At 56.5% G+C, this 13,234-nt stretch carries 14 protein-coding genes; 3 read left to right on the top strand and 11 right to left on the bottom strand.

From position 1 onward, the window contains the following. Positions 1–59: 59 nt before the first annotated feature. The gene (locus tag H8K11_03755; protein ID MCS6262848.1) at positions 60–395 is read right to left on the bottom strand and encodes a tyrosine-type recombinase/integrase; all 336 of its coding nucleotides are present in this window, start codon (positions 393–395) and stop codon (positions 60–62) included. A gap of 2,438 nt (positions 396–2,833) precedes the next feature. Here H8K11_03755 and H8K11_03750 point away from each other — a divergent pair. Then, the gene (locus H8K11_03750; protein MCS6262847.1) at positions 2,834–3,097 is read left to right on the top strand and encodes a PilZ domain-containing protein; all 264 of its coding nucleotides are present in this window, start codon (positions 2,834–2,836) and stop codon (positions 3,095–3,097) included. Positions 3,098–3,694: 597 nt separating this feature from the next. Here the strand turns inward: H8K11_03750 and H8K11_03745 are convergent. From H8K11_03745 to H8K11_03710, 8 genes are all read right to left on the bottom strand, one after another. Next, complete coding sequence (locus tag H8K11_03745) at positions 3,695–4,141, bottom strand: cytochrome c (protein MCS6262846.1); 447 nt, start codon at positions 4,139–4,141, stop codon at positions 3,695–3,697. Between the two features lie 79 nt (positions 4,142–4,220). Then, on the bottom strand, positions 4,221–4,778 hold the full coding sequence (locus H8K11_03740) for a DUF1264 domain-containing protein (GenBank protein MCS6262845.1): 558 nt from the start codon (positions 4,776–4,778) through the stop codon (positions 4,221–4,223). A 52-nt stretch (positions 4,779–4,830) separates the two neighbouring features. Beyond that, positions 4,831–5,337 carry a DUF1264 domain-containing protein gene (locus H8K11_03735; GenBank protein ID MCS6262844.1) on the bottom strand — a complete coding sequence of 169 codons (507 nt, stop codon included), beginning with the start codon at positions 5,335–5,337 and terminating at the stop codon, positions 4,831–4,833. A gap of 112 nt (positions 5,338–5,449) precedes the next feature. Next, the gene (locus H8K11_03730; protein MCS6262843.1) at positions 5,450–6,547 is read right to left on the bottom strand and encodes a c-type cytochrome; all 1,098 of its coding nucleotides are present in this window, start codon (positions 6,545–6,547) and stop codon (positions 5,450–5,452) included. A gap of 144 nt (positions 6,548–6,691) precedes the next feature. Then, positions 6,692–7,264, bottom strand: a complete 573-nt coding sequence (locus H8K11_03725) for a VOC family protein (protein MCS6262842.1) — start codon at positions 7,262–7,264, stop codon at positions 6,692–6,694. A gap of 10 nt (positions 7,265–7,274) precedes the next feature. After that, positions 7,275–8,831 carry an aldehyde dehydrogenase family protein gene (locus H8K11_03720; GenBank protein ID MCS6262841.1) on the bottom strand — a complete coding sequence of 519 codons (1,557 nt, stop codon included), beginning with the start codon at positions 8,829–8,831 and terminating at the stop codon, positions 7,275–7,277. A 7-nt stretch (positions 8,832–8,838) separates the two neighbouring features. Continuing rightward, positions 8,839–9,930: a saccharopine dehydrogenase NADP-binding domain-containing protein gene (locus tag H8K11_03715; protein MCS6262840.1), complete on the bottom strand. Its 1,092-nt coding sequence runs from the start codon at positions 9,928–9,930 to the stop codon at positions 8,839–8,841. Positions 9,931–10,053: 123 nt separating this feature from the next. Continuing rightward, complete coding sequence (locus H8K11_03710; GenBank protein ID MCS6262839.1) at positions 10,054–10,806, bottom strand: hypothetical protein; 753 nt, start codon at positions 10,804–10,806, stop codon at positions 10,054–10,056. A 225-nt stretch (positions 10,807–11,031) separates the two neighbouring features. Between H8K11_03710 and H8K11_03705 the strand changes: the two genes are divergently transcribed. Beyond that, the gene (locus H8K11_03705; GenBank protein ID MCS6262838.1) at positions 11,032–11,280 is read left to right on the top strand and encodes an ImmA/IrrE family metallo-endopeptidase; all 249 of its coding nucleotides are present in this window, start codon (positions 11,032–11,034) and stop codon (positions 11,278–11,280) included. Between the two features lie 55 nt (positions 11,281–11,335). Here the strand turns inward: H8K11_03705 and H8K11_03700 are convergent, their stop codons facing one another. Further along, entirely contained in the window at positions 11,336–11,821 is a 486-nt protein-coding gene (locus tag H8K11_03700; protein ID MCS6262837.1) for an EVE domain-containing protein, read from the bottom strand. Between the two features lie 150 nt (positions 11,822–11,971). Between H8K11_03700 and H8K11_03695 the strand changes: the two genes are divergently transcribed. After that, complete coding sequence (locus H8K11_03695) at positions 11,972–12,709, top strand: YdcF family protein (GenBank protein ID MCS6262836.1); 738 nt, start codon at positions 11,972–11,974, stop codon at positions 12,707–12,709. Positions 12,710–12,755: 46 nt separating this feature from the next. Here the strand turns inward: H8K11_03695 and H8K11_03690 are convergent, their stop codons facing one another. Beyond that, positions 12,756–13,127, bottom strand: a complete 372-nt coding sequence (locus H8K11_03690; GenBank protein MCS6262835.1) for a hypothetical protein — start codon at positions 13,125–13,127, stop codon at positions 12,756–12,758. Between the last annotated feature and the right edge of the window lie 107 nt (positions 13,128–13,234).

The raw sequence follows: 13,234 nt of genomic DNA, 5'->3' as shown, positions 1-13,234 counted from the left end.
AGCAGCTGACTCTTAATCAGCGGGCCGTAGGTTCGACCCCTACACGGCCCACCATTTTTTCAAGCAGTTACGTAATTCGCACCCTCTTCAAGACCCGCCGACTGTGCTGCTTTTGTGCTACTGTCGCGCAGGCGATCTAAGATCTCCACTCCATCCCGCAAGCTCTCCGGATAATGGTGGACATACCGTTGCGTCATGATGGGCGGTTTGTGCCCGAGCAACTGTTGTACCTTGTAAAGATCGATCCCGCTCTGTACGAGGGTCGTCGCAAAGGTATGACGCAAATCGTGGAAGTAAAAATCCTCGATCGTTGCCTTGCTCAACGCAAGTCGAAACGCTCGCGAAGATGACCGGCCTCGCTCCTCCGTCTCATGCTGAGCGTGGCGTAGGTTCAACTCTCCAGGCTAGGAGACAAAGAAGTTTCACTGATTGAGCCGGCCGCGACTACCACACTCCTCCCAAACCGCCTTTCAGTTCCCTCTTTTGCGTTCCGTGCCAGGACCTCAACTTCACAGTTCGACTAGTATGCCCGCACACCCTCAGCACCAAGAAAATATCTGAAGATCCGGAAAGTAAGCATTCCCGAAATCTCACCAACTCGCTATTATGATATTGAGAATTACAATCATAATGGTCATTCGCCCTGCTCCAATCTTCAGCGCGACCAGGAACTGAACTGCCCGTTTATGTCCCTCGCCCGAAGACAAGGCGACACTGATCAAGCCCATCAGGTCGACGGAGTAGCGTGAATGGACCCGCTGGGTGGAGACTGTGAAGGGAGCACCCCTTTACCATCTCCACCCAGCGGCTTCACAGAGAACCCTTTATCCTGGAGGAGCAACGCATGAGTTGTTCTCGTTGCGGAGGATATCTTGCCAGCGAGCCATCCAATGACTTCTATCATCCGGAGAACCGATGGAGGTGTATCAATTGCGGGGCCCATAGCTCACTCTGCTCATTTTCCTCAGGCGAGAGGCAGGCGAAATCACGCCGCACCATATCCAACATAACGGTAGACGATCTACGAATCACACGACGTCCCAAGTCCTAATCCGGATGAGTCTTTATTGCGAATCACCAGCCGGTCTTACGACCGATCATCGAAACCGCCCTCCCATACAACAAAGGAGCTCACAACCCATGCATTCGCTGAATCCGCGTAACGGCCAGACGGCACTCAACATGTGTACCTGCGGCAAACTTCACTTCAGGTATGGCTCAGTCACCCTACATTTTGAGTCCAACGAGTTCACATCGTTCGCCAACACCGTGGCACACCTACACGCACGGTATAAGGAGTTACGGCAGCCACAACCATCCGGCACAATCCCGACACTACACAATGACTTCTGCCACTAATCCAGGAAACCTCTATGAAGCTCTATGATTGTCCACGCTGTAAACATCACAGCCTTGCCCCCACGGGAGGATTTCTATCTTGCGGCCACTGCGGCTACGCCATCACAGCCCATGCCTTGGCCGTCGAACAACAACCTCGAAAAGGCGCTACGCCCGCTCAGAATCTTGCGTAATTCAATTGCGATCAAAATGGCTGAGAAAGATCACATCCAAAACGAGCTCCTCCGCAGAGCACAGAGCGACTTGCCTGCGGCACTCAGCCTAATCGCATCGCTATTCATGGTTCTGGTCGCAATTGTGAGTTCACTTCTGAGCTCGAACTAGCTCTGGTGACCAGAATCCAGGCACGCCTTGATTGAGACAGGCACCAGCTCGGTGACCGCTTTCAATCTCCTGCTAGGTATGCATGTGCCATCCAAGGCTCATTAGTGCCATGTTCCTGCAGGCATTTCTGGCCGTCCAAACCGTAAACTCCCCCAGCCATGAACAGCCAACCCATATCCACATTTAAGCCGAGCTTCTCAAGGTTATCCAAATTGATGCTGTCATTATCGAATCAGATACACCTTGTTCCCATTTGTCTCGACGGGCGTTCTTAGCGCGATGACCGCGCGGGTACTCCCCACAAGCAAACCAATACACTTACCCCAGATTGACACGCACCACGAAAGTGGTACGCGAGTTGCTTCTTCCCAGAGTCGTTATGACAGCGACAGTCCGGGAAAGACGGAGAAGATAAAAAAGGAGGCACGATCATGCTCTGGGCCATCGTCATTGCGGGAACTTATGTGGCAGGTATCTATCTCATTCGCCTGGTGTGGTGGCAGGAGTGATGCGTCCTCACGTCAAGTATCTGAGCACTGCACACAACGAGGCCGCGACCAACCGCCGATGCGAAAAATCGGAACACCCTCGAATCAGCCCCTTCGACTTACTCTCCATCAGCTATCGAGAGCGATTTTATTGCATGGCGAACCGGGAAGACCAAAAACCTACACCCTGCGCACCGACACACGACTACTCCCGTGACTTGTGCGAGGCTTTCAAATCGGGGACTCAGTAAATAACTTCTCTCTTGGGCGATCGGCCCTCAGCGGAAGCCCTGTCCAGGAACGCTTATTCCTGTCCCACCTGTACCGGAATCATCCGTCGCTCTGAACGTCGGGGGTGGCGAGACCTCATCAGGTATCTACTTGGGCGTTATCCTTGGCGATGTCGGGCCTGCAGCCACCGCTTTTATGCCGCACGCCGCCAATAAACTGTCTCTCAATTACCTGTCATCATAAGTCAATCGAATCTCCACACTCTGGCCCCTCCAAGGCGGGATGTTGCCGCAGTGCTTCTCGGAACTATACTCACCTCCATGAGCCACTACTCTCCACCATCTCCTGGCCCCCTGGACTACTCACCTTCATCCGAAGCAATACTCATATTTCAGCGGTCTCGAGAACGCCTTGGAATCGTCTGTCCTGTCATGTTCTCAGGTGTCCTCTCTATCGGAGAGGGCCTTGTACACAACCTGTCTCACACGGGATGTTTAGTGGAATGCAACCGGAGCATGCTGGAGGGCAGCTATATGGCTGTGCGCCTGCTCCTGCCCGATGCCACCCACGCCCTGACCATTGAACTCGCCGCCGTCCGATGGACCAGGGAGGAATACTTTGGCATAGAATTTCTCAAGCTCCCTAGTTCTGATCAGGCCCGCTTAGCTCATTTCCTATCGGCCCACCAGCGCTGACCTCCTAGCATCTCAACAACACTGTCACCAACGCCTGTCCTCACAACCCAACCCAAAGTCGATGCTGTGGCCCGACAGAGGTGTTGGTACCAGAGAATCACGACTGCAGGATTGAAGGCCCGTCGACTATCACTAGCAAAGTTCTTTCCGTCGAGAGACCTACCCAGGACTCAAGGAGAACCCCGCACCAGGCACACAAGACAATCCAACCAGAAGTCGACGCCTTCTCGCCTGCAACCGATCAGTTCCGTGACTAAACATACTGTCACCGGTCTTGACGACGCTGGTCGTTCATCGAGCATTCGGTCTGGCCAAAGGCTGTCATTGAGACACGCCGAACATCAAGAAACTCCCCGGCAACATCTTGTGATATGGGGAAGGGGAATGATCGTCGGCTGGCTGAGATCCTTTGATGATGCAAGGCACCGCGTAACAAACCAGTCAGATACATCGTCCGAATACAGCGCCCCCACTTCGATCAATGCCGATCATTCAGCTGTCTCAGCGCGTCAACCCTGCGGCATCCAGACAAATACGGCGCCCGCAAGGAACCGAGCCTATCGACAACACTGAAACCGTGAGTGCGGCGCTCACACGTCAACGCCCACCGAAAGAACGGACATACATGAGGACTTGCCAGGCCTCCTCCTCGGTCAGAACGAGTGGAATAAACGGAGCCATATCCGTCCCGGGACTCCCGTTTTTCAGAATCCAGAACAGTTCACCGTCCGTCCTGGACTGCTGCCATAGCTTATCAGTAAAGTTCCGTGGGAGCGGTCCCTTGAAGGTGGAATAATCCAAATCCATTCCGAGCCCTTTCCCGTCCGCCCCGTGGCAGGCGCGACAGAACGCTTTACCTTCAAAGAGCGCTTTTCCCTGCTGAAGCATTTCCGGCGTCACAGGAAAGGGATTGGTTACAGTCCTGGCCGCCTCGATCTGATCGATCGGAACACGCGGTCGCAACACTTCGGAATTCGACGCCCAGCCAACCGATACCCCGCCGAGCAGGAGCCATCCCATCATGCATACACGTCCAGCATCCATCGCAGCGTCTCCCTTTCATCAGAAACAGCACAGGCGGAGGGGGACTACCCCTCCGCCCGATGGATCTGCGTCGCTCCGGCTATTCAGTGCGATGCTTGTGGCCCACAGACTGGGGATGCCCCACCTGACCGTTCGGCGCCTTGGCTCCGTCCGGCCAAAGATGAAAAATGATCCCGTCGGTTTTGGCCGCAATGGCAGCGACTTCCTTCGCCTGCGCCTCCGGCATGTCCAGAATCTGCACCCGCCCTGTGGCAATCTCTACCTCGTGGTCGTGGTAATACTTATTCCACGTCTCCAACGGAACATGCGCGCGCGAGACGGACTTTGCCACGAAATATTCAATGTCCGTCAGCAAGGCGTTGGCGTCCGTCGACTCGAACAACAAACACTGCAGCACTTCCGGGGAAATCGGCTTGCAGTAGTGATGATACGGACCATGCACCGATCCATCTTCAAATTTATGGGGAGCCATCACATGGATGGTATAGCCCTGCGCCGGTGTCGGCATGCCCTTCGCCGCCTTGGCTGCAGCGGGTGCCGCAGAGGAGGAAGATTTCATCTCATGGGCAGTTTCCGCGCACCCGGCTGCCGTCAACGCCGCCGCACACAATCCAAACATCAAAATCGCATTTCGCATAGTGGCCTCCTTACAATTAGCGCACAGGATGGATCACGCGTTATTGGCAGACTTACTCCGTCCGCGGTTTATGCCCCACGGACGTCGGATGCTCCACCGATCCATCCGGAGCCTTCGCGCCCTTCGGCCACAAGTGAAAAATAATGCCATCCGTCTTGGCCGCCGCCGCCGCCACTTCTTTGGCTTGAGCATCAGGCATGTCCAGCACCTGAACACGCCCGGTTGCTATTTCGACCTCATGGTCGTGATAGAACTTGTTCCAGACATCGAGAGGTACCGCCGACCGTGACACAGGCTTGGCTACAAAATACTCCACGTCGGTCAGCACGGCATTGGGATCCGTAGATTCGAACAGCAGACATTGCAAGACTTCCGGTTTGACGGCCTTACAATAGTGATGGAACGGGCCCGCCACCGACCCATCTTCCATCTTATGGGGTGCCATGACGTGAATGTCGAATCCGTCCGCTGGACCCGGCTTCATATCCGCCGCAAGCGCAGGCCCGCCGAGGGCGAGCGCAATGGTGCTCGCACCGAGCACACAAAGATTTCGAAACATAGAAGGCCTCCTATGGTTGGGGTTGGAACACACCGATGCTTGGACAAATAGCCTGACCAAGGCACACGCATCTGCCCGTGAGAGTCACAGGCAGCCCAAAAGGATTCGCGTTTTATTTCGGCAATTTTGGCATGCTGAACGGGATCGGCTCTCCGGCCAGCGCTTTCAAGAATGCAACGAGATCGCTTTTCTCCTCCGCCGTCAGGTTCAACGGCTTGGCGAGGGGACTTAGATTAGGATTGCTCCCGCCGCCCTGATCCAAAAACTCAACGACCTCGTCAAGCGTTTTAAACGCGCCATCGTGCATATACGGGGCGGTTTCCGTGATGCTACGGAGCGTCGGCGTTTTAAATGCGCCCCGATCTTTCTCCGCCCTGCTGACGACAAAGCGTCCAAGGTCTTCCTTCATCGGACCGACCTGGGGCACGCCGAGGTTGTGAAACTGATTGTCGGTGAAGTTCGGCCCATTGTGGCAGAGAATGCACCGCGCCTTACCCTTAAACAGGGCCATTCCTCGAACCGCCCCCTCATCCATGGCTTTCTGATCGCCTAACACATATCTATCAAAAGCGGAATTGGTAGAGAGCACCGTGCGCTCATAGGCTGCAATCGCTTCGGCAATGCCCTGGAGATTGACGTCTGTCCCAAACACAGCCTTGAATTGTTGCTGATACCCCTTGATCTTTCCTAGCTTGGCCACCACATGCTCATGCGTCTCGGCCATCTCCACAGGGTTATGAATCGGCCCGATGGCCTGTTCTTCAAGCGAACGTGCCCGACCATCCCAAAACTGAACGTGATTCAATCCCGTATTGTAGACCGTCGGAGACTGTCGTCCTCCGACGCCTCCGCCGACTCCGATGGAGGTCTGGCGGGGGTCTGCAAATCCGGTCCCGGGGTTGTGGCAGAAGGCGCAGGAGATCGCGTTATTTTTGGAGAGTCGCCCATCAAAATAGAGCTGCTTGCCAAGTTCGATTTTGGCGGTGTAATTGAGATTAGAGGACGGTATCGGGACTACCGTCGGCAAGGGCCCGACATCCGGCACCGTGACACCATCGATCGTCACGGTGCCATGAGGGGCATGGCCGGACGGCGATGCTTGTACGGAACCACTTCCTGCTCCAAGTGCACAGAGGAGGAGCAGTGCAAGAATCAAGCGTAACGTCGCGTTGGATCGCACCATGAAGAAAACCTCCTGTTGAGACCGCACATGCGAGACACTCTCGACCTGGTTTGGTCGACAGGGCGCATTGTACGCATTTCAACACATCTGGTCGAGGCACTCTTTTGGCGGCGGGATGAGACTGCCCACACATCGCGACCGCCGAGCAGCGGTCCGCCGACGCCTGCGGCCTTAGAGGCCTCGCATTGTCGAGCGCATAAGACTGTCAGCCTGTGGAGGAAGAAATCCCTGATAACCCTGATGCCGCTCAGCCAATTCAAGCACGGAAAAGGGCTGCCCATCCAGCATCTCAGGGGCGGTAAAAATTTGGCGCAACGTACCTCCCCGGGCCCCGACGATCTCGCCGGCAAAGACCACGCCCTTGGCCTTCAATTTGAGAATGGCCTGCTCGATGTCTTCGACACGGACCGCCACATGGTGAAACACCTGATCACCGAATTTCTCGACCCAGCGTGGGATGATGCTGGTCTTGCCACGGTCGTCCGGATAGGCCTGATCGACAAACAACGCCGGATACCCGGCCCGCCGAAATACTTTGGCATACCAATCGTCATAATGCAGCGTTTCATCGTACCGATACCCCAACGCGAGAAATTCCTCGGCGCGCCGATCAATATCCATCGTCCGGATAGTGACATGGTCGATCACCGGGATAAACCCAACCCCGACGTCATCCAGCGCGCGGCGAAGCATCCGGCCTGCACTATTCTGCGCCAGAAAGTCGGCCGTCATACGAGCCATCAACGCATCGAGGTCAGCTTCTTGCCCCATCGTTCCCTCCTTCCACTCGCCCGAACGTCACCCCCTGGGCCAACGGCAACTCAGTTCCCCAATTAATCGTGTTGGTTTGTCGACGCATGTAGGCCTTCCAGGCATCGGAACCGGCTTCCCGTCCGCCACCCGTGTTTTTCTCTCCACCGAATGCCCCGCCGATTTCCGCACCGGACGTCCCGATATTCACGTTAGCAATGCCACAGTCGCTGCCGATCGCAGACAAGAAGGTCTCGCTGTTTCGAAGATGGGTGGTAAACAGCGCGGAGGACAGTCCCTGTGGAACTGCATTGTGCATCCGGATGGCCTCGTCCAGCGTTCGATAGGTCATGACGTACAGAATCGGCGCAAAGGTTTCCCGCTGGACGATATCCCAGTGGTTCTGCGCCCGCACGATCGTGGGCTCGACAAAATGTCCGGGACGAGACAAGGCACGCCCTCCGCACAGCACCTCACCGCCCGCCTTTTTTACTTCCTCAAGAGCAGCCAGATACTGCGCCACCGCCTCCCCGTCGATAAGCGGTCCCATCAGCACATCGAATTGGAGCGGGTCGCCTATTTTCACCTGCGCATAGGCCGATAAGAGGCGAGGAACCAGCTTCGAGTATTGAGATTCCTGCACGATTAGACGCCTGGTACTGGTGCACCGCTGCCCCGCCGTGCCGACGGCTCCGAAGACGATGGCTCGTGTCGCCAAATCCAGATCGGCTGTTTCGTCCACAATGACGGCGTTGTTCCCGCTCAATTCCAGAAGACTCCGGCCCAGCCGATGTCCGACCACCTCCGCGACGTGCCTCCCGACGGGCACCGAGCCGGTGAAGGAGATCAACGGCAGCCGCTCGTCCCGCACCATCCGCTCGGCCAACTCGACGCGATCGGTCGTAACGAGTGCGAAGACACCGGGATACCCGGCCTCTTCCAGCACACGACTGCACAGCCGCTGAACCGCCAATGCGCAGAGCGGAGCTTTCGGTGACGGCTTCCACAACACGGTGTTGCCGGTTACCGCGGCAATAAAGGCATTCCAGGCCCAGACCGCCACAGGAAAGTTGAACGCCGTAATGACACCCACCACACCCAATGGATGCCACTGCTCATACATTCGATGCCGTGCACGCTCTGAATGCATGGTCTGTCCGTACAACATGCGTGACAGCCCGACGGCGAAGTCCGCCATATCGATCATCTCCTGCACTTCGCCGTCGCCCTCGGACTTGATCTTACCCACCTCCAACGACACCAGCGTGCCCAAGGCATCCTTGTGTTCTCGCAGTGCCTGGCCTATCAGACGCACCACCTCGCCGCGCTTCGGCGCCGGCACCATCCGCCACGCAGCCTGAACCTGCTGCGATCCGGCTACGAGCACCTCGTAATCGGCAAGGGAACACCCGAACACTCGTGCCAGCGGCTCTCCCGTTGATGGATTACGGGACTCGACGATGCCGGCGTCGGTGGTGCGACTCCCCGTCGCAGAGGCGAGACATCCTCCGGGCTGTTCCTGCATCAACCCCAAGGTCTTGAACAGTTCCTGTATCGTCATGATGCCGTTAGGCCCGGAAACAATCCCCGAAGCGATTGCTCAGCACATCCTGCAAGTGGAAGTGTTCCTGCGTGACGAAGCCACGATACGCTGACGGTCTGGCCATCACAAGATCAACGACACAGCACAGCGACGATGCTGTCGTAACCTGAATGGCAGACCAAAGCCGCCCGAGGATCGTCCGCGGATACACCTTTTTCACATAGGTCTCCTCGAACAGCTCACCCTGCCTGGTGCCGGTCACAGCCGCATAGATCAACACCACGTCCTGCTGCGTCTGAGGAATCGCTCTCTCCAGGATTCGCTTGAGCGTCTCCCGATCCTCATTCAACTTGAGGTCCTTCATGAGAAATTGAATTTTTTCGCAATGCCCGGGATACCGCAGGGTCTTATAATTCATGGTTCGGACCCGTCCGCGGTACGTGTCCGCGAGAGTGCCCAGGCCGCCGGACGTGTTGAAGGCCTCGTAGAGCAACCCGTCCAATTCAATCGTCTCATAGCCCTCCAACGGCTGCAGCTGGACTTCTTCCCCGCCCTCGATGCCGACACAGACGTTGGCATACTCATTGATCAACCCGTCGGTGGACCAGGTGAGGGAATACTTCAGCGCGTTGCTCGGATGAACAGGCAAGGCGCCGACACGCATCTTCACGTTATCAATGGATTCAAAATGGCCGATAAGGTCATTCGTCACGATGCTGATGAACCCGGGCGCCAACCCGCACTGAGGAATAAACGCACGATCGGCGCCTGCGCTGATCGCCTTGACGCGACCAGTCACGGCCACGTCTTCGGTCAGGTCGAAATAATGGAGTTGGTGGGCTCGGGCGATTTCAGCAACGGTCGGATTGCAGAAGTACGGCAGGCTGGAGATCACCGCATCGAATGGGGAGGAGCCGACGTATGCCGCAACCGCATCTGGTCGCCGCACGTCCAAGGCACAAGGAGTAACCGCGGACAACGACAACTCATCAACCAGTCGCTTCGGGGCATCAAGCGTAAGATCGGCCAGGTGAACCCGGTACTGCCCGGTAGCCGACAGCAGCCCAGCCACGAGGGACCCGATTTTCCCGGCTCCAAGGACCAACACCTGAGGCATCCGTCACCTCACAGCCCATTATACTCCTTCGGACGAAAAGAACCGTCTTTTCTCAACGAAAGGCGAGGACAGAGCGGGGCCGGGGAGACGAATGAGAGCACTACTCTTGTGAACTGCTGTGGATTACGACGTAGCGAGGCGTGAACGGGACGGGTTAATCAGGGCCGATGGTTTTGAGGAGGGATTGTCCATTGCTTCAAACAAGAGGCAACACTTGAGGCGACCACAGACACCGAGTAATTTGGGGTCATCGACAGGAAGCCCCAACACCCGTGCTTGCTTGACAGTCACCGGCTTCACTTCAGTGAGGAACGCGGCACAACAGAGTACCAGACCGCATGTATCGATCCCGCCCAACCGACTGGCTTCGTCGCGTACCCCGACTTGACGCATTTCAATGCGCCCGCCGAATCGGCGCGCCAACAAGCGAACCAACTCGCGAAAATCGATTCGATCCTCAGCGGTATAGACAAAGGTCATCTGCCGGCGATGAAACGAGCAGAACACCTCCACAAGTTTCATTCTGAGCCCTAGGGCCGCCGCCTGCTCCCGACAGGCCTTCATTCCCTCCGATGCCAACCGTTCGTACCGATCGATCGTGGCCACATCTTCCCCTGTCGCCTTCCGGGTGATCGGCTGAAGCACGCGCATGGGCGGAATGAACGGCATCACCTGAGGAGCCCCGTAAACGACCCCGTAGCTCAACTCGCCGGCCACTTCGAGCAGCACCCGATCCCCCATCACTAGCGACGCCTCTCCGGCATCGAATTTCTTCACTTCTCCACGGTCACGGATCTTTACGCCCACGATCCGAACGACTGCGGGATAGGGGTTCGCGAGTTCTTGCGCAAGAAGTTTCTCAACCATGGGGGGCATGATACACCATCCCATCTTTCAATTGAAATCCTCAGCGCCGTCTCATCGCCATCGAAAATTGCGCAACTACCACCGAGCCGCAATACAGCGATGAAGCGGCAATATCTCGCAAGTCACTGATAATAAATAATATTTTGGCAGGAAGAGGAACGGGGAAATATGTTAGGCTATTCCGGAGCAGGAATTTCTGGCTGAGGCCACCTATTTGATACGACCGTGAGGGGCATGGTGCGAATACCAAACAAAGTCATCCTTCCGTTCGGCTACCACATCATGATCAGGCAGGTTACAGACTCCGAGATGGACCGGCAGGATTCGAATGCGGATGGGATTTGGGATAATGAAGCTAAAACCATCTATATCCGCAAACGCCTGCCCGTCACAAGGCGTAGATACATTCTCGCCCACGAACTGGGGCATGCCTGGCTCGACTGGCAACATCGATATCTGGATGATGGAAAGGCTCGTAGCTGACCTGTTCTGAACCGAGGACACCTGTCGTCCGGAATCCAGTTCTTCCCGGACCTTCCTAGCTGCCTTCCTGTACCTCTGCCAGCCTGATAACTTCATTCCACTCAGCCGCCCGCACCGGCTGAACCGATAGTCGCGATCCCTTTCGAAGCAATTCCATTCCCTTGAGGCCAACCTGTGCACGCAGTAGATCCAACGACAGCGGTGCGACGAATTTGCGAATAAACCGGATATCGACCATATCCCAGCGCGGCTGATCCGGTCTGCTGGCCGGATCGTAGTGCGCATCCCGCTTGTCGAACTGCGTGGCATCGGGGTAAGCCGTTTTCACCACTTCCGCGACTCCCGCCACCGCGGGCGGATTGGCATTGCTGTGGTAAAAGAGGACCTGATCCCCGATTTTCATTGCCCGCATAAAGTTACGCGCCTGATAGTTCCGTACGCCATCCCACGAAGTCGTTCCCTTCGGTGACCCAGCAAGATCATCGATTGAAAAGACCTCGGGTTCGGATTTCATCAACCAATAGTGCCGTCCGTCTGCCATCGAATCCTCCTCAACACTTGGTGTCTGTACGCCCTCAGTGTATGCTGCGGCTGCTGTTTGCTAAAGAGGCGCAAGGTGGATCTTAGCCCTGCATGGTTCGGAGTGTACAAGCTCGCCAAGTTCGCAATCTATCCACTGTCTTGGATTGCCATGGCCGCAGTGCTCACATTCGTAACCACCTTCCTGCCGGTCACCCCAAGACGCACAGCATGGCTCAGACGGTTGACTCTCAGCACGGCGTTGCTCGTCCTGCTGACTGCGACACCGCTGCTTTCGAATAGCTATATGGCCATGCTGGAAGGGCGATATCCTCCTTTTCAGGCAGAATCCTCCGTGAGATTTGATGCCATCGTGGTGCTGGCAGGAGGCATCCTGCCGAAGGGCTCTCTCCGGCCGGTCGATGAACTCATGGATGCGTCTCGCCAGCGCACGGTCTGTGGAACCACCTACTGGCGGGCGGGCCTGGCCAAGAAGATACTCCTGTCAGGAGGCGACGCGACCGTCCGCCGAACCGGCCTGCTGGAGTCCCACGAAATGAAACGATTGGCCATAGAACTCGGGGTCCCGGAATCGGCCATTCTTTTGGAAGATCGATCCAGAACCACCTACGAAAACGCCATCCATACGCGCACGCTTCTGGGAAACAGCCGGGTTCTCCTGGTCACTGACGCCTATCACATGCCTCGCGCAATGGAGTTCTTCGTTAAACAAGGGTTATCCGTTACCCCGGCTCCTTGCGGGTACAAGGCACGACATAGCCCCGTGCAGGCATGGGAACACTTCACCCTGTTCGACCTCCTCCCCAATTCTAAAGCCCTTTCCATGACGACCGACGCGATTGAGGAAGTGGTGGGCATCTTCTTTTATCGGCTTGTCGGAAGGGATTAGAAACATGGAACTCGCTACCGTCCAAGCAGACAGATCACCCAGTGCACTATTCGTCGGAGGCGCTCGCCTCGAGTTGATCGATGATGGCCGCATAGGTCAGCTCACGAACACGAGCCTTGGAAAGACCGGACGGACCGAGATTGCTCTCGAGCCACACACGATCGGCGATCTCACTGCGCGCTTCGTTGCAGCGCCGCCACATCTCATGCAAAAACTCACTGGGCAGCCCGACTTGCACCCCTTCCGACTCGATGCGGTCATCTAGAATAGCCAATAAGTCGGCAATGGCATGATCCGGCTGGTAGGGAGGTGCCGAGAAGCCGAAGGCCTCCTGAGCCTGCGACTCCTGCCGCGCTTGCTCGACAAGATCCCGCATGTATTCTTTCAGCAATCCAATGATATGGCCGGACAAGCGCATCGACGACAGAGTAGCCGCAACGGTCCTCCCGGGGCAAGACTCAGGGCGAAGAGGCGTTGGTTGACCCCTGATTCTGAGGTTCTCTATGATAGCGGCTGCGCAGCATG

Source organism: Nitrospira sp., assembly GCA_024998565.1.
In the GTDB taxonomy this organism is placed as follows: Bacteria; Nitrospirota; Nitrospiria; order Nitrospirales; family Nitrospiraceae; genus Nitrospira_A.
Note: the sequence above shows the minus strand (reverse complement) of the source record. Positions and strands in the feature narration are given on the sequence as shown.

What these genes read in the sequence shown, in the direction of transcription:
- H8K11_03750 (MCS6262847.1), top strand. Translation starts at nt 2,834, where the DNA reads ATGTTCTCAGGTGTCCTCTCTATCGGAGAGGGCCTTGTACACAACCTG.
- H8K11_03745 (MCS6262846.1), bottom strand. Translation starts at nt 4,141, where the DNA reads ATGGATGCTGGACGTGTATGCATGATGGGATGGCTCCTGCTCGGCGGG.
- H8K11_03740 (MCS6262845.1), bottom strand. Translation starts at nt 4,778, where the DNA reads ATGCGAAATGCGATTTTGATGTTTGGATTGTGTGCGGCGGCGTTGACG.
- H8K11_03735 (MCS6262844.1), bottom strand. Translation starts at nt 5,337, where the DNA reads ATGTTTCGAAATCTTTGTGTGCTCGGTGCGAGCACCATTGCGCTCGCC.
- H8K11_03720 (MCS6262841.1), bottom strand. Translation starts at nt 8,831, where the DNA reads ATGACGATACAGGAACTGTTCAAGACCTTGGGGTTGATGCAGGAACAG.
- H8K11_03715 (MCS6262840.1), bottom strand. Translation starts at nt 9,930, where the DNA reads ATGCCTCAGGTGTTGGTCCTTGGAGCCGGGAAAATCGGGTCCCTCGTG.
- H8K11_03710 (MCS6262839.1), bottom strand. Translation starts at nt 10,806, where the DNA reads ATGCCCCCCATGGTTGAGAAACTTCTTGCGCAAGAACTCGCGAACCCC.
- H8K11_03705 (MCS6262838.1), top strand. Translation starts at nt 11,032, where the DNA reads ATGGTGCGAATACCAAACAAAGTCATCCTTCCGTTCGGCTACCACATC.
- H8K11_03700 (MCS6262837.1), bottom strand. Translation starts at nt 11,821, where the DNA reads ATGGCAGACGGACGGCACTATTGGTTGATGAAATCCGAACCCGAGGTC.
- H8K11_03695 (MCS6262836.1), top strand. Translation starts at nt 11,972, where the DNA reads ATGGCCGCAGTGCTCACATTCGTAACCACCTTCCTGCCGGTCACCCCA.
- H8K11_03690 (MCS6262835.1), bottom strand. Translation starts at nt 13,127, where the DNA reads ATGCGCTTGTCCGGCCATATCATTGGATTGCTGAAAGAATACATGCGG.